Raw genomic sequence first — 19,780 nt, forward strand, 5'->3', positions numbered from 1 at the left:
CACCCTGTCCGTTGCTGCAGTTGCGAAGTTACGTTATGTCAGGCCCCAGCGGCGGGGGGATATCGCGACCGGAGCGATCCGTAATCGAAGATGATTCCCGCGCCTTAACTGGTGAAGGGAAATACCATGACCAATGTCGTAATCGCCTCGGCCGCGCGGACCCCTGTCGGGTCGTTCCTCGGCTCGTTTGCCAACACGCCTGCCCACGATCTGGGCGCCACCGTTCTCGAAGCGCTCGTGGAACGTGCGGGCGTAGACAAATCGGAAGTGTCTGAGACCATCCTCGGCCAGGTTCTGACTGCCGGCCAGGGCCAAAACCCGGCCCGTCAGGCCCATATCAATGCCGGTCTGCCGCAGGAATCCTCGGCCTGGGGTCTGAACCAGGTCTGTGGCTCCGGCCTGCGCGCCGTGGCACTGGCCGCCCAGCACATCCAGCTTGGCGATGCCGACATCGTCTGCGCCGGTGGTCAGGAAAGCATGTCGCTGTCGCCCCATGTCGCGCATCTGCGCGCCGGTCAGAAAATGGGCGATATGAACTACATCGACTCGATGATCAAGGACGGCCTCTGGGACGCGTTCAACGGCTACCACATGGGTCAGACCGCTGAAAACGTCGCCGAGCAATGGCAGATCAGCCGCGAAATGCAGGACGAATTTGCCGTGGCCTCGCAGAACAAGGCCGAAGCCGCCCAGAAGGCTGGTAAGTTCGCAGACGAGATCGTCTCCTTCACCGTCAAGACCCGCAAGGGCGACATCGTGGTGGATCAGGACGAATATATCCGTCACGGTGCGACCATCGAAGCCATGCAGAAACTGCGCCCCGCCTTCACCAAGGACGGCTCGGTCACTGCGGCCAACGCCTCTGGCCTGAATGACGGTGCTGCCGGTGCCCTGCTGATGAGCGCCGAGAACGCTGAAAAGCGCGGCATCACCCCGCTGGCCCGCATCGCGTCCTACGCCACTGCCGGTCTTGACCCCAAGGTGATGGGCGTCGGCCCGATCTATGCCTCGCGCAAGGCGCTGGAAAAGGCAGGCTGGAAAGCCGAAGACCTGGACCTGGTCGAGGCCAACGAAGCCTTCGCCGCTCAGGCCTGTGCCGTGAACAAGGACATGGGCTGGGATCCGGCCATCGTGAACGTGAACGGCGGCGCCATCGCTATCGGTCACCCGATCGGTGCCTCCGGTGCCCGCGTGCTCAACACGCTGCTGTTCGAAATGCAGCGCCGTGACGCGAAAAAAGGCCTCGCCACGCTCTGCATCGGCGGCGGCATGGGTGTTGCGCTCTGCGTCGAACGCCCCTGATCCATCCTGATTTGCGGCGGGCCACCCCCGGCCTGCCGCTCCCCCTCACCAGACATAAACAAGGAGACAAACATGTCCCGTATCGCACTCGTAACCGGTGGTAGCCGTGGCATCGGCGCCGCCATTTCCAAAGCCCTGCAGGAACAAGGCTGCACCGTTGTCGCCACTTACGCTGGCAATGACGAAGCCGCTGCCAAGTTCACCGAGGAAACCGGCATCAAGACCTACAAATGGAATGTCGGCGACTATGCCGAATCCAAAGCCGGCATCGAAAAAGTCGAAGCCGAAGTGGGCCCGATCGACATCGTGGTCGCCAACGCCGGCATCACCCGCGACGCGCCGTTCCACAAAATGACCCCGGAACAGTGGCAGCAAGTGATCGACACCAACCTGACCGGCGTGTTCAACACCGTGCACCCCATCTGGCCCGGCATGCGCGAGCGCAAGTTCGGCCGCGTGATCGTGATCTCGTCCGTGAACGGCCAGAAAGGCCAGTTCGCCCAGGTCAACTACGCCGCCACCAAAGCCGGTGACATCGGCATCGTCCGTTCGCTGGCCCAGGAAGGCGCGCGCGCAGGCATCACCGCCAACGCCGTCTGCCCTGGCTATATTGCCACCGAAATGGTGATGGCGGTTCCGGAAAAAGTCCGCGAATCGATCATCGCGGGCATCCCCGCCGGTCGTCTGGGCGAACCCGAAGAAATCGCACGCTGCGTGGCCTTCCTGGCCTCCGACGATGCGGGCTTCATCAACGGTTCGACCATCTCGGCCAACGGCGCACAGTTCTTCGGCTAAGCGCCGAACGCACGCCGTCCGGTGTGTCACGTAAAAAGGGCTGGCCCAACCCGGGCCAGCCCTTCGTGATTCCGCAAGGTTGCCCCGCGCGTGGGCGCCCCTCGGAAAATCTCAGCTCTGTTTGTTGGAATGGCGGCGGCCAAAGATCATGGCCAGCCCTTCGTGAAACACGCGCGAACGCTCCTTATGCGCGGCGCGAATGGCATCCCGGGTGCGGATCTGTGTGCTAGTCTGGTACATATCGGGCCTCCTTAACCTCAGTAATTCTCAACTGATCCCAATATGCGCCCTTGCAGAACGTACGACAAACGAGACTTGTCAGGACTTCAGATAAGATTTACTTAACTGACCATGCCCGACGCCCTTCCCCCTCTTACCGCGCTGCGTGCCTTTGAGGCTGCTGCCCGGCATCTGTCTTTCGCGCAAGCGGCAGAAGAATTGCACGTCACCCCCGCCGCGCTCTCGTTTCAGATCAAATCGCTCGAAGAGCATCTGGGCACGCCGGTCTTTCACCGGCTCAACCGCGCCGTTGCCCTGACCGAAGCGGGCCGTGCCCTTGCGCCGGGCCTCAGCGACGGGTTTGACGCGATCCGCAGCGCATGGCGCGCAACCCGGCGCCTGCAGGACACCCGCGTGCTGACGATTACCGCCGGACCGGCCTTTACCTCGAAATGGCTGTCGCCGCGGCTCTTCACCTTTGCCCAGGCGCATCCCGAGATCGAATTGCGCTTTGTCGCCAGCCTGCGGATCATGGATTTTGACCGCGATGAAATCGACATTGCCATTCGCTTCGGCCAAGGCACCGATGCCGGTCTGGTGTCATACCCGTTGAGCGACGAATTCGTGACGCCGATGATGTCACCCGCGCTGGTGGAAAAGCACGGAACGCCTGAGGGTTTACGCAACGCGCTGCTCTTGCATGACGATTCGATCGCCTTTCTGCGCCCGCGCGTCGATTGGCCAAGCTGGATGCGGCTGGCGGGCATAGAATGCGACGCCACCCATGGGCCCCGATTTTCACAGGCCGATCACGCCCTCGACGCGGCCATCGCGGGGGGCGGCGTCGTGTTGGGGCGCGCCACGCTGGCCGCGGCGGCCTTGCGCGACGGGTTGCTTGTAGCGCCCTTCCGGCTGGCGCAGACTTCTGGCGCACAGTTCCGGATCGTGCATCAAAAAGGGGCGGAAAACCGCCCCCAGCTTGCTGCCTTTCTGGATTGGATCAAATCCGAAACATTGGGCATTCAGGACCTGAAGGCGCGGCACGACATTGTCGCGCCGCATCCCTAGCAACAGGCCTCAGGCCATTTCGGTTTCGATCTTCTCGATCTCTTCCTTCAATCGCAGCTTCTGTTTCTTGAGTTCCGCGATGTGCAGGTCATCGCTGCCCGGTGCGCGCTGCACCTCTTCGACTTGGTCAGACAATGCTTGGTGTTTCTTTTTCAGTTCCTGCAAGTGCGAACTCAGGCTCATGAGTGTCCTCCTATGGTTCATGTGCCCTTTCAATGCAGCACAGATTTGCCTCTGTGTCACGCTGCAGTCGCATTCATTGGTATAATCGGCATTAACCCTCTGTCTGTGCCTGCTCAAAGGGCAAAGCCGCCCCGTTGCGCAGCACCTTGGAGATCAACGGCGTGTAATCGTCCCCGTCCCGCTCGTGGCGGGTGCCGCGATGCAGAATGAGTGGCGCATGCAGACGAAATGCCGCACCTCCGCCCTTGCGCCCCCGGATCAGCACCAGTTTTGCCCCGCGCCCCACGCGCGGGGCAAGCGGCAGGACCTCGACAGACCCCAGATGTGCTGACATCCCCTGCAACAGTTCGGGCAACCGCTCGATTCGCTGGATGAAACTGGCATGTCCGCCGGGGCGCAGCCGTTTCGCCGCCACCTGCACCCAGTCTCCAAGCGGCAGTGCCTCGCCCCGCCCGGTTTCACGCGGGCCATCCGGGCTGGCATGGCCCGTATCGCGGTCGAAATACGGGGGATTGGCGATCACATGGTCAAAACTCCGCCCGCGCAGCGCAGGCGGCAGGCAGCTGATATCCGCATCGGTGATCTCCGCGGCCATACCGTTGCGCCGGGCATTCTCACGCGCGAGCGCGGCGTATTCCGGTTGCAATTCCACCCCATGCAGCTCAAGCCCCGCCACCCGCGCACCCAGACAGAAAAGCGCCGTGCCGACACCACAGCCCAGTTCCAGAACCTCTTGCCCGGGCCGCGCCGGAATACTGGCCGCCAGAAACACCGGGTCCACGCCCGCGCGATAGCCCTGTGCCGGTTGCAGGATCTGCAATCGCCCTCCCAGAAACGCGTTGTCCGTGGTCTCAGTCTTCAAGTTCGATGTCATGGTCCAGCATCAATTGTCGCGCCCGCTCGATCTCGAAGGTGGGCACCATCAACCGACGCGGCAAAATGCCGATGGAACCTTCGAGAACGCTCATATTTACGTCCAATTCAAAGCAATCTATACCCTCATCCTGCAACAGGGCCTTGGCATAAGCGATGACGGTGATGTCGTTGGTGCGCAGAAGCTGTTCCATGACGGGGATGTAAGGGCAAGGCTTGGCCAAAGTCGAGCCAAATGACCAAAGCGTGACGGGGGAGTGATGAGCTTGGACACTGCGAGCAGAAAACCGCATGAACGGCTGGCCGAGCACCTGTCGGACGATCTGGCCGCTGTTGGCACGCTGATCAAGGCGCGCATGGCATCGAAACACGCCCCGCGAATCCCGGAGGTCACGGCGCATCTGGTGGATGCCGGCGGCAAGCGCCTGCGCCCGATGCTGACTTTGGCCTCTGCGCGCATGTGCGGCTACACGGGCGACGACCACGTGAAGCTGGCCGCGACGGTGGAGTTCATCCACACCGCAACGCTCCTGCATGACGATGTGGTCGATGAAAGCGCCCAACGGCGCGGACGGCCTACCGCCAACCTGCTGTGGGACAACAAATCCAGCGTGCTGGTGGGCGATTACCTGTTTGCGCGGTCCTTCCAGTTGATGGTCGAAACCGGCTCGCTCCGGGTGCTCGACATCCTGTCCAACGCCGCCGCGACCATCGCCGAAGGCGAGGTGCTGCAGCTTTCCGCAGCACAGAACCTCGCAACCGACGAAGACATCTACCTGCAGGTCATCCGCGGCAAGACCGCCGCGCTGTTTTCCGCCGCGACCGAAGTGGGCGGCGTGATCGCTGGCCGTCCCGAGGAAGACGTGAAGGCGCTGTTCGACTATGGCGATGCGCTTGGCGTGTCCTTCCAGATGGTCGATGACCTTCTGGATTACTGGGGCTCCGAGGCCACCGGCAAGAATATCGGCGACGATTTCCGTGAACGCAAACTGACCCTGCCGGTGATCAAGGCGGTGGCCATGGCCGATGAGACCGAGCGCGCCTTCTGGAAACGCACGATTGAAAAGGGCAAACAGGAAGACGGCGATCTGGAGCATGCGCTGGAACTGCTGAACAAGCACGGCACGCTTGAGGCAGCACGCCGGGATGCGCTGGACTACGCTCAAAAGGCCCGCGCCGCGCTCAGCCGCCTACCCGCCCATCCGATCCGCGACATGCTGGATGATCTGGCCGATTACGTGGTGGCGCGGGTGAATTAGGCCGCGCGACCTGCCCTGCTTTCACCTGCTCGGCGCAAAGATCACCAAAAATTCACGTGCATTATGCATCGTCCTTTCAGGCGGTTCGATTTTACCGCCGGTCTGACACTTGAAAGGAAGCATTATGACACGAATTTTTGCGATATTGGGAATCATGATTGCGATCGCGGTGACCGCACCCATGGCACAGGCACACGATACCAAAACCTACAAGGAAATTACGGGCAAACAGCTCGTCAATCTTCGCAAACAGATCAGGACCTGGCAGGTCGAAAAATACGGCCAGCTCACCAATGGCAGCGGCCCATTGGGCACCTGCGTTGACGACAGTGAATGCGGGGACGGCTGGATTTGCGTCGGGCTTGGGATTTGCGTGCCGCCTGCCGAAGGTGCCAAGCTGACGGATGAGTTCCCGCAGTATACCGGACCTGACGGTCTTTGAGACCAAGGCGCGTCCGGCAGGTGTGATATTTGTCGGACGTGCGAGCGCCCGCTCGATCAGGACAGGTCGCAGTCTTTGATCCACCATCCGGGATGCGCTTCTGCCAAGCGTTCAGCCACTGCCCGTGCCATCTCCCGTGTCCCGAACAGCCCGAAACACGTCGCCCCGGACCCCGACATGCGGGCAATATCTGCGCCCGTCTCCTCCAGCGCCGCCAGAACCGCGCCGATCACCGGCTGCAATGCCAGCGCCGGGGCCTGTAAATCGTTGCGCTGTGTCCTGAGCCAGCCCAGCATACTGTCCCTTTGTCCATCCAGCGGCCAGTCATCCATCGGCGGGTTATCCTTGCGCTCCAATGCCCGGAACACCTCTGGTGTGGAGACTTCGACACCCGGATTGACCAGAACCGCTGGCATGGGCGGCTGCGAAAGCGGCATAAGCGTCTCGCCAATGCCAGTCATCCGCGCCGCGTGGCCCAACAGGCAGACCGGCACATCCGCGCCCAGCGCCGAGGCGTCCCCGCTAAAGGTGCGCCCGAACAGCGCCTCCATCGCGCGCAGAACCGCCGCCGCATCCGATGATCCGCCGCCGATTCCCGCCGCCGCAGGCAGATGTTTTTCCAACGTGATGGCTACCGGTTCCCCGAACGCCTCCGCCGCGCGCCAGCACAGGTTGCGCGCATCTTCCGGCACCCCCATGGCGCGCGGTCCGGTCACGCGCAGAGACATCTCCGCCGCCCGCGACACCCGCACAACATCACCGAAATCGGCAAACACCACGTAACTGTCCAGCAGGTGATAGCCATCGGCCCGCTGTCCGGTCACATGCAGGGTCAGGTTGATCTTTGCGGGCGCAAAAGCCTCAGTCGGCGCCATTCTCGCTCACGCGGAGCGGCGGCGCGCCCTCTTCTTCCAGCACCTGATCCAGCCCGACCTCAAGCTTGCGGCGAATACGCTCGGGATCGGCCTCGCCATCGGGGTCATCGGGATCAACAAAGCTCAGCGCCCGGTGCCATTGGAACTGCGCCTCCAGTTCCCGGCCCACCGCCCAATACACGTCGCCCAGGTGGTCATTTACCACCGGGTCCACCGGCATCAGCTCGGCGGCGCGTTCCATATGCTCGACCGCTTCTTCATAACGGCCCAGCCGGTAGAGCACCCAGCCCAGACTGTCGACGATGTAGCCGGAATTGGGCCGCGCATCGACCGCGCGCTTGATCATATCCAGCGCCTCGTCCAGCTTGACCTGTTTCTCGACCAGCGAATAACCAAGATAGTTCAGCACCTGCGGCTGATCCGGGCTCAGCTCCAGCGCGCGCCGGAAATCCGCCTCGGCCTGGGGCCATTGATCCATCCGTTCATGGGCGATGCCACGGGCGAAGAACACGAACCATTGCCGCTCGCCCGGCTCACCATACAATTCAATCGCCGTGTCATAGGCCGTCACAGCCTCTTCATGCCGGTGCTCGGCCCGCAGCGCATCGCCCAGCGACACATGCACAATCGGCAACTCGCCATGTGTGTCCACAAGATCCTGCAAGACCGCAATCGCCCCATCCGCGTCACCGCTGGCACGCAGCGCGTCGGACCGCCCCAGCATGGCCGCGTGATAGGCGGGATGATCCTCTGGAACCGCCTCATAGGCCTCCTGCGCCAGATCGTATTGTTCCAGATCTTCCAGCAATTGCGCCGTCAAAAGGATCGCATCCACATGGCCGGGGCTCAGGTAATCGGCAATCCGGGAATAGAGCAGCGTATAATCCGCATTCGCCTCGCCCTCCAGCGCACCGGCGATGGTGTAGAAGACCTCGGCCATACCATCGAGCGGCGCATCCACATAGGTGAACGGCAGCCGCTCCCCCGCCACCAGCGCCGCGCGCATGACCGACAGCCCCGGATCGAGCCGCGTGTTGAAACTGTCATCCAGAAGCTTGAGCGCCTCGTCGTTGCGGTCCAGCTGGCTCAGCACCTCGACACGCGACATGATGCCCCGCCGGGTCATCAGTGCGGCACCGCCGCCATCCGCGGACATCAGCGCCTCGGCCCCTTCGAAATCACCAACCGAGGCCAGCGCAAGCGCCTTGTGGTAATTGGCAAACCCGGCCAGCCCCTTTTCCGCCGCCACCTGGTCAAAGCTGACCAGCGCGCTGGTCATATCGCCCTCGCCCAGCAGCGCCCAGGACTTCAAAAGCCCATCCACCAGCGGCCCGACACCCTTGTCCTCATCGACCAGAGAAATGACATCGGTGTAATTGCCGTCTCTGGCATGACCCGCCAACAGCGCCATCTGCGCCAATTGCGACCGATGGCCAAGCGCCGCCAGTTCTTCAGCAGGACCGCGGGCCTCGTCGATCTGTCCCAATGACAGGCGGGCCGCGGTCACGGCCTCAAGCAGTCCGGGGTTGGTCTTGTCATGAAAAAGCGCGCGATCGTAATACTCCGCCGCGGCGCTGAAATCCGTCTGATACCCCGCCTGCCGCGCCGCCAGATACGCACCGGCCAAGGTCGAAGCCTCTGCGGGCAAGGGCACCATCGCCCCCAATCCCAGAAAAACGGAGGCGATCAGTCCCAGTCTCGTAGCTGCCACGCGCGTATCCTTTCAACTCTGCTCGCCGAAAAGGTAGTGCCTTGGCGTGGGCGAAGCAATGCGATGACAGGATTTTTGGCGGAAAAGAGCCGGGCACGCCCCCAAACGAAAAACGGGCCCGCAGGCCCGTTTTCCAAGATCACATATTCGGATAGTTCGGCCCGTCCCCGCCCTGCGGCGTGACCCAATTGATGTTCTGGCTGGGGTCCTTGATGTCACAGGTCTTGCAATGCACGCAGTTCTGGAAATTCACCACGAACTCCTGCTGGCCGTCCTTTTCCACCACCTCATAGACCCCTGCGGGGCAATAGCGCTGCGCCGGTTCGGCATATTTCGGCAGGTTGACCGAGATCGGCACTGACGGATCCTTGAGTTGCAGGTGGCAGGGCTGGCTTTCCTCGTGATTGGTCATGGAAAAGCTGACATTGGTCAGCCGGTCAAAGGACAGTTTGCCATCGGGTTTCGGATAATCGATCGGCTTGTGCTTGGACGCCTCGCCGGTGGCGGCGGCATCGGTTTTGCCATGGCCCATCGTGCCAAAGAGCGACACGCCAAACAGCGAATTGGTCCACATGTCCAGCCCGCCCAGCGCCAGCGAGGGCAGCATGCCCCATTTGGACCACATCGGTTTGACATTGCGCACCTTTTTCAGGTCCTTGCCAATCGCTCCTTCGCGCACCTCGGTCTCGTAGGCGGTCAGCTCATCGCCCGACCGGTCGGCCTTGATCGCGTCAAACGCCGCCTCTGCAGCCGCCTTTCCGGACAGCATCGCGTTATGGTTGCCCTTGATGCGCGGCACGTTGACCATGCCGACAGAGCAGCCCAAAAGCGCCACACCCGGCGCCACCATCTTGGGCATGGATTGATAGCCACCCTCGGAGATCGCCCGCGCGCCGTAAGCCACGCGCTTGCCGCCCTTGAGCAGCTCCGCCACCATCGGGTGATGCTTGAAGCGCTGGAAGTCCATATAGGGGAAGAGATGCGGGTTCTCGTAGTTCAGATGCACCACGAAGCCCACATAAACCTGATTGTTCTCAAGGTGGTAGATGAACGATCCGCCGCCTGCGTTGGAGCCCAGCGGCCAGCCCATCGTATGGGTCACGCTGCCTTCGCGGTGCTTGTCCGGGTCGATCTCCCAGATCTCTTTCATGCCCAGCCCGAATTTCTGCGGCTCCTTGCCCTTGGACAGGTCATATTTCGCAATGACCTCTTTCGCCAGCGACCCGCGCACGCCCTCGGACAGGAAGACATATTTGCCGTGCAACTCCATCCCCGGCTCGGTGTTCGGCCCGATGGAACCGTCCGCTTCCAGCCCAAAGACACCCGCCACGACGCCCTTGACCTCGCCATTCTCGCCATAGACCAGTTCAGAACACGCCATGCCGGGGAAAATCTCGACCCCCAGTTCCTCGGCCTGCTCCGCCATCCAGCGGCAGACATTGCCCATCGAGACGATGTAATTGCCGTGGTTGTTCATCAGCGGCGGCATCGGGAAGTTGGGGATGCGCACGCCACCTGCCTCGCCCAGCATGTAGAAATTGTCATCCTTGACCGGCACGTTGAGCGGTGCGCCCTTTTCCTTCCAGTCGGGGATCAACGCATCCAGACCACAAGGATCGAGCACCGCGCCAGATAGGATATGTGCCCCCACCTCGGAGCCCTTTTCCAGCACCACAACGTTAAGATCGGCGTCCAACTGTTTCAGGCGGATCGCGGCCGACAGGCCCGCAGGTCCCGCTCCAACGATCACCACATCATATTCCATCGACTCGCGCGTGACGTCGCTCATGATCTTTCCTTCCCGTGGCCCAACCGGCTGCGTAACAAAGTTGCGCAACTTCCTGCCTGCAAATAGTCGGATGGTCAACGCGGGCGCGGCGTCACAAAGTCGCAAAAAACGACATTTCCCCCAGAAATGCTGCAAAGCAGAAGGAATGCCCTGCGATTGCGCATGTTCCGGCCTCTCAAGCGCCAAACCGTCAAATCCCGCTTGCATCCGCCCGCAGCCCTAAGGCAAACTCGACCAAACGTTCAGGACAATGAGGCCGCCGCCCGCACGGGTTGGCGGCGCTTTCTGGTGAGGCATATGGAAAAAATACCGATGACGCGCGCCGGGTTCACCGCGCTCGAAACCGAATTGAAAAAGCTCAAATCCGTCGAGCGCCCCGCCATCATTCAGGCGATTGCCGAGGCGCGCGAACTGGGCGATCTCAAGGAAAACGCCGAATACCATTCCGCGCGCGAAAAGCAGGGCTTTATCGAAGGCCGCATCAAGGAGCTTGAAGGCGTGCTGGGTCTGGCCGAGGTCATTGACCCCTCGAAACTCTCCGGTTCGATCAAGTTCGGCGCCACCGTCACCGTGGTGGACGAGGACACCGACGAAGAGAAGACCTGGCAGATTGTAGGTGAGCATGAGGCCAATGTCGAAAAGGGCCTGCTCAACGTCAAATCGCCCATCGCCCGCGCCCTTATCGGCAAGGAAGAGGGCGACAGTGTCGAGGTCCGCACCCCCGGCGGGGTCAAGGACTACGAAATCCTCAAGATCAGCTATTCCTGATACGGGACCGGACAGCAGCGTCATGCAAACCGCCTCCTCCAAGTCTGCGGCAAACCAGAAACCGGCCAAGGTAGCGGCTTCGGGGTCAACGCCGTTAGGGATCTATGACCGTGACCGCAAACCCGCGATCACGGGCATCGAGGTGATTGCCGTCGCGCTGTCGCTGCTCTGGCTGGCCGGGGCGGGTATCTTCTTTCTGGTGCTGGAGCCCACGGGCACCGGGCCGGATAACGGGCTGCGCTTCCTGATGACCATGCTGGCGATTTTCATGCCGGTGGCGATGATCTGGGTCGCTGCCACCGCCGCACGTGCCAGCCGCGTCATGCGCGAGGAAAGCACGCGGTTGCAAACCGCCATCGACGCGCTGCGCCATGCCTATGTCGCCCAGAGCCAGGGCGGCGCGACCGAGCCATCGATCACCCGAAAACTTGACGAGATCGCCGCCGCCCAGCGCAAGGCCGAGGCGACCATGGCCATGTTCTCTTCGACCCGCGACGCGCCGAAACCGCGCCCCGCCCCGGTGGAAAAACCGGTGGCGGCCACCGGTGACGATCAGCCCGCTCTGGCGCTTGGCACCCCGGCCGAGGCACTGAACCCGCCGCTGGCCGCCGAGGATTTCATCCGTGCGCTGAACTTCCCCGAAACCGCCGATGACAAGGACGGCTTTGCCGCCTTGCGGCGCGCGCTGCGGGACCGCCCTACGTCACAGCTCGTGCAAGCCGCACAGGACGTCCTGACCCTGCTCAGCCAGGACGGGATTTACATGGACGACCTGCGCCCCGATATGGCCAAGCCCGATGTCTGGCGCCGCTTTGCCGAAGGTGCACGGGGCCGCGCCATTGCCGGTCTTGGTGGTGTGCGCGACCGGTCCTCGCTGGCGCTGACTGCCGGGCGGATGAAGCAGGACACGATTTTCCGCGATGCAGCGCATCATTTCCTGCGCGTCTATGACAAGACTTTTGCGCAATTTGCCGAACGCGCGACCGACGCCGAGATCGCGGCCTTCGGCAATACCCGAACCTCGCGGGCCTTCATGCTGCTGGGCCGCGTGGCGGGCACGTTCGACTAAGCGCACGAAATCTTTAAAAGATTTCGGTCCGATTTCTTTAGAAGAAATCGGGTCTTACAGCCTGAAACTGCCAAAGGGAATGAACCGCACCGGATCGCCGGGCCTGATGTGGCGCGCGCCGTCGCCCAATTCCACCAGCCCCTCGGCCCAGCTCAGCCCGCTGATCCGTCCCGAGCCTTCGGATTTGAACACATCTGCGCGTCCATCCCGCATCCGCGCGCGCAGATATTCCCGCCGCCCCGGTTTCTTGCGCTTCTCGAACGCGGCAGGCAGGTCAAAACCCTGCGGCTCCTGCCACCCTTCGCCCGCCAGCACGCCCAGCGCGGGCAGCGCAAAGACCAGCGCACAGACCATCGCCGCAACCGGGTTGCCCGGCAGGCCAAAGACCGGCACGCCCCGCCACAGGCCCAGCGCAAGCGGGCGCCCCGGCTTGACCGCGATGCGCCACATCTGCATCGCCCCCGCCTCGCGCAACAGCGCCGACATGTGGTCCTCATCGCCCGCCGAGGCCCCGCCCGAGGTCAGGATCACATCCGCCTGTTCCGCCGACGCATCCAACCGCGCGCGAAGCGCCTCCCGGTCATCCGGCGCAATCCCCAGATCCACCGGCTGATATCCCCAGCGCGCAGCCAGCCCCAGAAGCATCGGGCGATTGGCGTCATAGATCTGCCCCGGCCCGGCCGTTTGCCCCGGCTCCAGCAGCTCGTCCCCAGTGGACAGCACCCCCAGCCGCAGGGGCTTGCGCACCGCCACAGCGTCATGCCCGGTGGCCGAAAGCAATGCGAGATCAGCAGGCGTGACGCGGCGACCCGCGTCAAACAGCGCCTCTCCTGCTTTCACATCCTCTCCGGCCTCGCGCGTGTTCGCGCCCTGTTTCAGCGGCCCGCGCAGGGCAATCCGCGCGCCATCGGTAGTCACATCCTCTTCCAGCACCACCGTGTCCACCCCGTCGGGCAACGCCGCACCGGTCAGCACCCGGATCGCATGCCCGGCGGGCACCTGCCCCTTGAACGGAACTCCCGCGGCCGCACGCCCCTCGACCAACGGGAGGGTCACGGACGCGGTGTCTTGCAGCCCACCGGCAAAGCCATAGCCATCCACCGCCGTGTTGGGTTGCGGCGGGTTGGCGCGCCGCGCGGCAATATCTTCGGCCAGCACCCGGCCCAGCGCCTCGCTCAGCCCCCGACGTTCCACACCAACAACCGGACCCAGATTATTCCGCAAATGCGCCAGCGCATCCTCCACCGGGGTCCAGTCGACGCCCGGCGGCAGGGCAAAGCAATCATTGCTGAGCGGCGGCGGCTGTAACGGGTCCGCGGCGCGCGCCAGTTCCTCCTCGTGCCCCAGGCCCAGGATCCACCCCTCCTCGGGCGCATCCACATCCAGCATCGCGCCCAACCGGTCGGGCGACAGGTTGGCCAGCGCCCGCGCCATGATCCGAACCTGCGCGCGGTCCTTGATCTCGCTCTCCTCACGCAGCGCCTCGATCGTCCGGGCGATCAGCGATGGCCATATCTCGACCAGCCCGACCGGCTTGTCCAACGGCTCAAACGGCCACACCGCCGCGTCAAAGCGGCGGCGCAACCGGGTCAGCACAGGCAACCCCATCAAGACCTGCGACCCCACCGAACCGGCCCCGGAGAGTTGCCAACAGGAAAACGCGCCTTTGGCCCGCGACTCGCATTCGCGCTTTTCGGGAAAAGCCGCGGTTTCGGGCTTGGTCCGTGACAACCCGTCGATGTCGCGCTGCAACCCGTTGCCCCAGAACGGACCCTCACCACCCAGCGCGCGATTGATCCCGGCGGCCACATCAAACCGGTTGTTGGCCTCCGGCGCATCCTCGATCCGGGCCTCAAGCCAGTCCCAGACCCCAAGCGGGTCGTCAGAGCCGGTCAGCGCCGCCGCAAACCCCGCCGGGTAACCAAATGGAAAATCCACCCCGATCAACAACCGCCGCCCCGCCGCGCGCTCTTCTTCGATCAGCGCCGCTAGAAGGTCTTCGGCCACCTGCCGGTTGCGGCAATAGACCGGCGCGTCCGCCTGCCCGCCCCGGACCACCGCGATCCAGATCGCATCCGCTTTGGGCGCGGCCCCGCGATCCTTGCCGCCGGACCAGTCCACCATGGCAAAACTGTCAAAGCTCACAATCCCACCTCGCGCAGAATGAAATCGGTGATCGCCGTCGTATCCTCGGTGCCAAAAACCGGCTGCACAACATCCGGCACCGAATCCGAGACAAGAGCAAGGATACCCGCATCCTCAGACGCCATCGGAATATCGCCGCCATCATCGCGCCAGACCTCGATCAGCGGGAGGTCTTCCTCGGTATCCCCGCAGACAATCACAAGATCACAAGGCCGCATTCTTTGCAGAAGGTCGTCAAGCGACGCCTGCGGTGCCGTGCGCAACTCGCTCATCAACGCCATGCGGTTGCGCGAGGCCAGCATCACCTGTGACGCACCCGCCTGCCTGTGGCGATGACTGTCGCGCCGGGGGCGGTCCACATCGAATGCGGGTGGCATGTGCTGAATGGTCGACACGCGCAGCCCCCGCGCCGCCATCGCCTGCACAAGCCGCGCCACAAGCTCGATCCGCCCCGATCCCGGCTGACCCGTGATACCAAAGACCTTCATGCCAGCATCTCCTCGGCCCGGGCCAGGTCCCCGGGCGTGTTCACATTGAAAAACGCGTGCTCGTCGGGAAAGACCGCCTCGCGCCCGCCATGCCGGTCGGTCCAGAGCACCACCTTCTTGAGCCCGTCCCGCAACGCCGCGCGCAGATCATCCCGCAATGCCACGGGCCAGAGCCCGAAGGTCGGATGCCGGATCAGGCCCGAGCGGGATTTGCTCTTGGTCTTGGCCTCGCCTTTGGTGGCAGCCAGAACAAGCGGATGCGCCTGCCCGTCAGAGGCCTGCTCAAGCACCGCGACCAGATCGGCGGGAAAAAACGGCGTGTCCGCCGCCGCCGTCACGATGCGGTCAGCGCCTTGCTCCGCGGCCCAGTCCAGCCCTGCGAGCACCCCCGCCAAAGGCCCTGCAAATCCCGGAATGCTGTCCGGCACAACCGGCAGGCCGTAATCGGCAAACCGCCCCGGATCGCCATTGGCGTTGAGCGCCAGCCCCGCCACCTGCGGCCCCAGCCGGTCCATGACCCGCGACAGGATGGTCTGGCCGCCAAGGGTCAACAACCCCTTGTCCCCGCCGCCCATGCGCGTGGCCTGCCCCCCGGCAAGGATGACGCCCAAAGGCGCGCTCACGGTCCACACCCCGCGCCGCCAAATTTCTTCGAAGAAATTTGCAAAAATTTTCGAAAATTTTTGTCCGCCCGGCTCATCCCTCTGCACTCTTCCTGCGATGTTTGCGCCCTTCATCGGGCACCGCGTCGGGGTCCGCGTCCCAGATCACCCGTTCTTCGCCGCTCAGACAGATGAACCGCTTGCCCCGCATCCGCCCGATGAGCGTCAGGCCCACCTCGCGGGCGATCTCCACGCCCCAGGCTGTAAAGCCCGACCGAGAGGCCAGCACAGGTATGCCCATCAACGCCGTCTTGATCACCATTTCCGAGGTCAGCCGCCCGGTGGTATACAGGATCTTGTCCGCCGCACCGGTCCCGGTCGCATGCATCCAGCCCGCGATCTTGTCCACCGCGTTATGCCGTCCCACATCCTCCATATAGACCAGCGGGCGATCCCCCTGACACAGCACCGTGCCATGAATGGCCCCTGCCTCCAGATAGAGCGACGGCGTCTGGTTGACCTTGGCCGACAGCGCATAGAGCCAGCTGGACCGCAGCTGTGCCTTGGGCAGCGTCAGCCCCTCCAGCCCTTCCATCATGTCGCCAAAGACCGTGCCCACCGCACAGCCGCTGGTGCGGGTCTTCTTATTCAGCTTTTCCTCGTGGCTGGTCTCCACCGCCGTGCGCACCACCACGGTTTCCAGATCGTCGTCATAGTCCACGCCCGTCACCTCATCGGTATCGCTGAGCATGCCCTGATTGCGCAGGAACCCGACGGCCAGATATTCCGGGTAATCGCCAATGGTCATGGCCGTCACGATTTCCCGGCTGTTGAGGAAAATCGTCAGCGGACGTTCCTCGACCACGGAAATACTCTGGCGGGCACCGGTATGGTCCACGCCTTCTATCGCGCGGGTCAGGCGCGGCGCGGCAGGGTCGGGCGCGATCAGGTAGGGCGTGGCGTTATCCTTTTCTGACAATTGCATCTCCGGATGTCTGTGATACGGGCTAGGGCAGAAGTTAGGACGTTCCCATGCCACCCTCCACCCCCAATCGCGCATTCTGGCGCGGCGTCCGGGACGGGACACCTTTCATGGTGGTTCTGGTCCCTTTTGCGGTGCTCTTTGGCGTGATCGCCACCGAGGCCGGACTGAACGTGTTCGAGACGCTCAGCTTTTCCGTCGTGGTCATCGCCGGGGCGGCACAGTTCGCCGCGCTGCAACTGATGACCGACGAGGCACCGACGCTGATCGTGCTGGCCTCGGCCCTCGCGGTCAATCTGCGCATGGCGATGTATTCCGCCACGCTGACCCCGCATCTGGGACAGGAACCGTGGTGGAAACGCGCCATCATCGCCTATTTCATCGTCGATCAGAGCTTTGCCACCTCGGTCGCCGCCTATGAGGCGGAACCCGCCATGTCGCAACGCGCCAAGACGGCTTACTTCTTTGGCGCGGCGCTGGCGGTGGCTCCGCTCTGGTGGGCGTCCACGCTCACCGGCGCGCTGATTGGCAAGGCGATCCCGGACTGGCTGCAACTGGATTTCATCATGCCCATCGCCTTTCTGGCGATTATTGCACCAATGCTGCGCACGGGGGCGCATGTGGTGGCGGCTTTCGTGGCGATGATTGCCGCGCTGCTGATGGCGTTCCTGCCCTACAATCTTGGCCTGATGGTGGCGGGCATCGCGGGCATGATGGCCGGGGCCGAGGTCGAGCGGCAAATGGCCAAACGGGAAGGCAAAACATGATCGACAAGGTCGAGCTGTGGACTGTCATCATCGGGCTGGGTTTGGGCAGCTATCTGCTGCGCCTGACCTTTATCGGCTTTGTCGGCCACCGCCCGTTACCTCAATGGCTGTTGCGACACCTGCGCTATACGGCAGTGGCCTTTCTGCCCGGGCTGGTGGCTCCGCTGGTGGTCTGGCCCGCGGCAACCGGAGGCACACCTGACCCAACATGGCTGTCGGCGGCGGCCGTCACGCTTGGCTTGGGAATATGGACGCGCAACGTGCTTGCCGCGATCCTTGGCGGCGTGGTCACCTTTGCGCTTGGCGTTGCGTTATTGTGAGCCGCTCTGCGACGGCTCCGATACGGTCTGAGTCGCCCGCTGTGCCGCGTCGAATTCCGCAATCGCGACGGATTTGTCATCGGCATCGTTTTCGCGCAGCACCCGGGTCGTCACCCCCGGCAGCGCGCCGAATTGCTCGGACAGCTTGAGCGGATAAAAGGTCGGCTTGATCGACCCGAAACCGGGCAGTTTCTTGAGCAGGTTCGACGTGGCATTGGCACAGAAGGCCTGGGCCACCGCGCCGTTGCTGATGGCAAGTTGCAGTGCCTGTTCCGCAACTTCCGCAGACACTTCGACGCGCTGGATCACCACATGATAGGTTTCCCGCGCGTGCGCCCGCGCATAGAAATCGGCGATCCGGGGCGTGATGCCATAGAGCACATCGGCGTTTTCCGCGATCGACGGATGCGCAACCGATCCCGCCGGATCAAAGATCACCCGCTGCGAGCCGTTGATCATGATCGAGGAATGCGCGCCCTGCCCGGTGCTGTTGCTGACCATGGTGTAGAGGGTCAGCGCAGGTGGCCCGTCATGGCGGTAGACCGCTTGCGAGACGACCTCGGGCGGGTCAAACCGGGTCCGGTCATCCGCGCATCCGGCAAGCGCCAGAAGCGCCGCAAACATGATAACCAGATACCGCATGAAACCACCCCCGATAAGACGGACCCGACCCGGAAAGCCGGAGCTTAGCTGTTGAAGATCGCGAGGAAGATCAGAACCGCGATGCAGACCACGACAACACGGATCGTCGCCTTGATAAAGCCGTTAAAGGTTTCTTCCTGAACGGTAATGTCCATTTCGCCGTGCTTGTGTTCAGCCATTTGAGTGACTCCTTGAGACTTGTTTAAACGCCGTTTAGCGGATTCCCCCCGCCCTGTCACGCCCAAGACCGCGCGCCGGGGCCGCGCGATTATGTCGCTTGATCGGCCTGTTCCAGCTTTTGAACAAGCCGAAACCCGATGCGGCGCGGCGCGGCCTCTTCCACCAGCTTGGGCAGCGCCCTGAGCAGCACGTTCAACTGGCTCACATGCTGGATCAGCTGGGTGCGGATGCCGTCGGGGTCGGTGCCGTAAAAGGTCACGATATCGGGGTCGAAAAACCCCATCCCCTCGATCCGCAGGATACCAGCATCCGTCCCGGTAAATCCCATCGCGACCTCGTGCTCATTGTCCAGCCCCGCCTCGAAATCGCGGATATAGAGGATCAGCCGCTCATAGGCCCATTCGGCCTCGGTCTTTTCCTCCAATGGGCGGTCATTGACCGTGACCTCGCCCGGGACGGTTTCGGACTCGGTGTGGTTTTCCACCCGGCGCGGCAGGGCGGCGGCTTCGACGGCTTCGGCAGTGGTGGAGATTTCGGTCATCAGCAATCCCGGGGTTCACAGTGGCAATTCGGTCGTGTCCTTGTTGTCTTCCATAACAAAGCTGGCAGAGATATCGGAAAGCGGCACCAGCGCGATCAATTTCTTGTAGAATGCGTCATAGGCCGGGACATCGGCAACCCGCACCCGCAGCACGTAATCCAGATCCCCGGTCATGCGATGCGCGCCGACAATCTCGGGCAGGATACGCACGGCCCGGTCGAATTTCTCCATCCACGCTGCGTCATGGCTGCTCGTGCGCACCATGACAAAGACCTGCAGCGCACAGCCCACCTTGGCCGGGTCCAGCAACACCACGCGCCCCCGGATCACGCCCGCCCCTTCCATCTGCCGCATACGGCGCCAACAGGCATTGCGCGACAGGCCCGCCGCCTCGGCCAGCGCATCCATGGACAGCGTGGCATCGCGCTGCAAAGCGGCCAAGATTCTGCGATCAATATCATCCAGATTGAAGTTCATTGGGACATCATCCCAAAGCTTGGCGAAATCGCAATGATTTTTGAGACGCGTTTACCCAAAACCCATAGCAATATGACCAAGGAGCAAACAGGAGACACGCCATGCCTACCACTCACGGACCCGGCACTTTCTTCACCGCCCATCCGGCCTCGGTGAATGAAACCTGAGCTACTCCCCAGTGTTTGGACAGTGTTCAGCGTAAATTAAGCTACTCTTTGCTCCTGCTGACCTGATTGGGTTTCGTCTTTTCTTAGCCAGTAGACCACGGCTGGGGGTTTGCCGC

24 protein-coding genes are annotated in these 19,780 nt (G+C 62.9%); 9 read left to right on the forward strand and 15 right to left on the reverse strand.

Features of this window, described 5'->3' with window-relative positions; genetic code table 11:
• Positions 1 to 126: 126 nt before the first annotated feature.
• On the forward strand, positions 127 to 1,302 hold the full coding sequence (locus PGB28_RS07200; protein WP_271420819.1) for an acetyl-CoA C-acetyltransferase: 1,176 nt from the start codon (positions 127 to 129) through the stop codon (positions 1,300 to 1,302).
• A 72-nt stretch (positions 1,303 to 1,374) separates the two neighbouring features.
• Positions 1,375 to 2,097, forward strand: a complete 723-nt coding sequence (gene phbB / locus PGB28_RS07205; protein WP_271420820.1) for an acetoacetyl-CoA reductase — start codon at positions 1,375 to 1,377, stop codon at positions 2,095 to 2,097.
• 111 nt (positions 2,098 to 2,208) lie between these two features.
• On the opposite strand, the gene PGB28_RS07210 is transcribed toward phbB, so the two are convergent.
• A complete protein-coding gene (locus PGB28_RS07210; protein ID WP_271420821.1) occupies positions 2,209 to 2,337 on the reverse strand; it encodes a hypothetical protein in 129 nt (42 codons plus the stop codon).
• 111 nt (positions 2,338 to 2,448) lie between these two features.
• On the opposite strand from PGB28_RS07210, the gene gcvA reads away from it, so the two are divergent.
• Entirely contained in the window at positions 2,449 to 3,384 is a 936-nt protein-coding gene (gcvA, locus tag PGB28_RS07215) for a transcriptional regulator GcvA (protein WP_271420822.1), read from the forward strand.
• A gap of 9 nt (positions 3,385 to 3,393) precedes the next feature.
• Here the strand turns inward: gcvA and PGB28_RS07220 are convergent, their stop codons facing one another.
• From PGB28_RS07220 to PGB28_RS07230, 3 genes are all read right to left on the reverse strand, one after another.
• Positions 3,394 to 3,567 (reverse strand): YdcH family protein, encoded by a 174-nt coding sequence (locus PGB28_RS07220; protein ID WP_271420823.1) that lies wholly within the window; start codon positions 3,565 to 3,567, stop codon positions 3,394 to 3,396.
• A gap of 91 nt (positions 3,568 to 3,658) precedes the next feature.
• The gene (locus PGB28_RS07225) at positions 3,659 to 4,441 is read right to left on the reverse strand and encodes a tRNA1(Val) (adenine(37)-N6)-methyltransferase (protein ID WP_271420824.1); all 783 of its coding nucleotides are present in this window, start codon (positions 4,439 to 4,441) and stop codon (positions 3,659 to 3,661) included.
• The gene (locus PGB28_RS07230; protein ID WP_271420825.1) at positions 4,419 to 4,634 is read right to left on the reverse strand and encodes a putative signal transducing protein; all 216 of its coding nucleotides are present in this window, start codon (positions 4,632 to 4,634) and stop codon (positions 4,419 to 4,421) included. Before PGB28_RS07230 ends, PGB28_RS07225 begins: the two co-directional genes overlap by 23 nt.
• 66 nt (positions 4,635 to 4,700) lie before the next feature.
• Here PGB28_RS07230 and PGB28_RS07235 point away from each other — a divergent pair, with 66 nt between their 5' ends.
• Positions 4,701 to 5,699: a polyprenyl synthetase family protein gene (locus tag PGB28_RS07235; protein ID WP_271420826.1), complete on the forward strand. Its 999-nt coding sequence runs from the start codon at positions 4,701 to 4,703 to the stop codon at positions 5,697 to 5,699.
• 109 nt (positions 5,700 to 5,808) lie between these two features.
• Entirely contained in the window at positions 5,809 to 6,141 is a 333-nt protein-coding gene (locus PGB28_RS07240) for a hypothetical protein (protein ID WP_271420827.1), read from the forward strand.
• Between the two features lie 56 nt (positions 6,142 to 6,197).
• Here the strand turns inward: PGB28_RS07240 and PGB28_RS07245 are convergent, their stop codons facing one another.
• The 3 genes from PGB28_RS07245 to PGB28_RS07255 all read right to left on the reverse strand — a co-directional run bounded on the left by PGB28_RS07245 (position 6,198) and on the right by PGB28_RS07255 (position 10,516).
• The gene (locus tag PGB28_RS07245) at positions 6,198 to 7,016 is read right to left on the reverse strand and encodes a 4-(cytidine 5'-diphospho)-2-C-methyl-D-erythritol kinase (protein WP_271420828.1); all 819 of its coding nucleotides are present in this window, start codon (positions 7,014 to 7,016) and stop codon (positions 6,198 to 6,200) included.
• A complete protein-coding gene (locus PGB28_RS07250) occupies positions 7,003 to 8,727 on the reverse strand; it encodes a tetratricopeptide repeat protein (protein ID WP_271420829.1) in 1,725 nt (574 codons plus the stop codon). The genes PGB28_RS07245 and PGB28_RS07250 overlap by 14 nt, the downstream gene beginning before the upstream one ends.
• A 139-nt stretch (positions 8,728 to 8,866) precedes the next feature.
• Positions 8,867 to 10,516: an electron transfer flavoprotein-ubiquinone oxidoreductase gene (locus tag PGB28_RS07255; protein ID WP_271420830.1), complete on the reverse strand. Its 1,650-nt coding sequence runs from the start codon at positions 10,514 to 10,516 to the stop codon at positions 8,867 to 8,869.
• A 297-nt stretch (positions 10,517 to 10,813) separates the two neighbouring features.
• Between PGB28_RS07255 and greA the strand changes: the two genes are divergently transcribed.
• Both greA and PGB28_RS07265 read left to right on the forward strand, forming a co-directional pair.
• A complete protein-coding gene (gene greA / locus PGB28_RS07260) occupies positions 10,814 to 11,284 on the forward strand; it encodes a transcription elongation factor GreA (RefSeq protein WP_271420831.1) in 471 nt (156 codons plus the stop codon).
• A 22-nt stretch (positions 11,285 to 11,306) separates the two neighbouring features.
• A complete protein-coding gene (locus PGB28_RS07265) occupies positions 11,307 to 12,353 on the forward strand; it encodes a hypothetical protein (protein ID WP_271420832.1) in 1,047 nt (348 codons plus the stop codon).
• Positions 12,354 to 12,407: 54 nt separating this feature from the next.
• Here PGB28_RS07265 and PGB28_RS07270 read toward each other — a convergent pair whose 3' ends face one another.
• The 4 genes from PGB28_RS07270 to PGB28_RS07285 form a co-directional block, all read right to left on the reverse strand.
• Positions 12,408 to 14,501 carry a molybdopterin-binding protein gene (locus PGB28_RS07270; RefSeq protein ID WP_408636226.1) on the reverse strand — a complete coding sequence of 698 codons (2,094 nt, stop codon included), beginning with the start codon at positions 14,499 to 14,501 and terminating at the stop codon, positions 12,408 to 12,410.
• Positions 14,495 to 14,986 carry a molybdopterin-guanine dinucleotide biosynthesis protein B gene (gene mobB, locus PGB28_RS07275; protein WP_271420833.1) on the reverse strand — a complete coding sequence of 164 codons (492 nt, stop codon included), beginning with the start codon at positions 14,984 to 14,986 and terminating at the stop codon, positions 14,495 to 14,497. The genes PGB28_RS07270 and mobB overlap by 7 nt, the downstream gene beginning before the upstream one ends.
• On the reverse strand, positions 14,983 to 15,609 hold the full coding sequence (mobA, locus tag PGB28_RS07280) for a molybdenum cofactor guanylyltransferase MobA (protein WP_271420834.1): 627 nt from the start codon (positions 15,607 to 15,609) through the stop codon (positions 14,983 to 14,985). The genes mobB and mobA overlap by 4 nt, the downstream gene beginning before the upstream one ends.
• A 73-nt stretch (positions 15,610 to 15,682) precedes the next feature.
• Complete coding sequence (locus PGB28_RS07285) at positions 15,683 to 16,573, reverse strand: formate dehydrogenase accessory sulfurtransferase FdhD (protein ID WP_271420835.1); 891 nt, start codon at positions 16,571 to 16,573, stop codon at positions 15,683 to 15,685.
• Positions 16,574 to 16,620: 47 nt separating this feature from the next.
• Here PGB28_RS07285 and PGB28_RS07290 point away from each other — a divergent pair, with 47 nt between their 5' ends.
• Both PGB28_RS07290 and PGB28_RS07295 read left to right on the forward strand, forming a co-directional pair.
• Entirely contained in the window at positions 16,621 to 17,337 is a 717-nt protein-coding gene (locus PGB28_RS07290; RefSeq protein ID WP_271420836.1) for an AzlC family ABC transporter permease, read from the forward strand.
• Positions 17,334 to 17,657: an AzlD domain-containing protein gene (locus PGB28_RS07295; protein WP_271420837.1), complete on the forward strand. Its 324-nt coding sequence runs from the start codon at positions 17,334 to 17,336 to the stop codon at positions 17,655 to 17,657. Before PGB28_RS07290 ends, PGB28_RS07295 begins: the two co-directional genes overlap by 4 nt.
• Here the strand turns inward: PGB28_RS07295 and PGB28_RS07300 are convergent.
• From PGB28_RS07300 to PGB28_RS07315, 4 genes are all read right to left on the reverse strand, one after another.
• On the reverse strand, positions 17,649 to 18,299 hold the full coding sequence (locus tag PGB28_RS07300; RefSeq protein WP_271420838.1) for a hypothetical protein: 651 nt from the start codon (positions 18,297 to 18,299) through the stop codon (positions 17,649 to 17,651). The genes PGB28_RS07295 and PGB28_RS07300 overlap by 9 nt on opposite strands.
• A gap of 44 nt (positions 18,300 to 18,343) precedes the next feature.
• Positions 18,344 to 18,478 carry an aa3-type cytochrome c oxidase subunit IV gene (locus PGB28_RS07305; RefSeq protein ID WP_271420839.1) on the reverse strand — a complete coding sequence of 45 codons (135 nt, stop codon included), beginning with the start codon at positions 18,476 to 18,478 and terminating at the stop codon, positions 18,344 to 18,346.
• 89 nt (positions 18,479 to 18,567) lie between these two features.
• Positions 18,568 to 19,020 carry a DUF6173 family protein gene (locus PGB28_RS07310; RefSeq protein ID WP_271420840.1) on the reverse strand — a complete coding sequence of 151 codons (453 nt, stop codon included), beginning with the start codon at positions 19,018 to 19,020 and terminating at the stop codon, positions 18,568 to 18,570.
• A 15-nt stretch (positions 19,021 to 19,035) separates the two neighbouring features.
• Positions 19,036 to 19,497 carry an Lrp/AsnC family transcriptional regulator gene (locus tag PGB28_RS07315; RefSeq protein ID WP_271420841.1) on the reverse strand — a complete coding sequence of 154 codons (462 nt, stop codon included), beginning with the start codon at positions 19,495 to 19,497 and terminating at the stop codon, positions 19,036 to 19,038.
• Between the last annotated feature and the right edge of the window lie 283 nt (positions 19,498 to 19,780).

It is taken from the genome of Primorskyibacter aestuariivivens (genome assembly GCF_028023675.1).
Taxonomy (GTDB): Bacteria; Pseudomonadota; Alphaproteobacteria; order Rhodobacterales; family Rhodobacteraceae; genus Marinovum; species Marinovum aestuariivivens.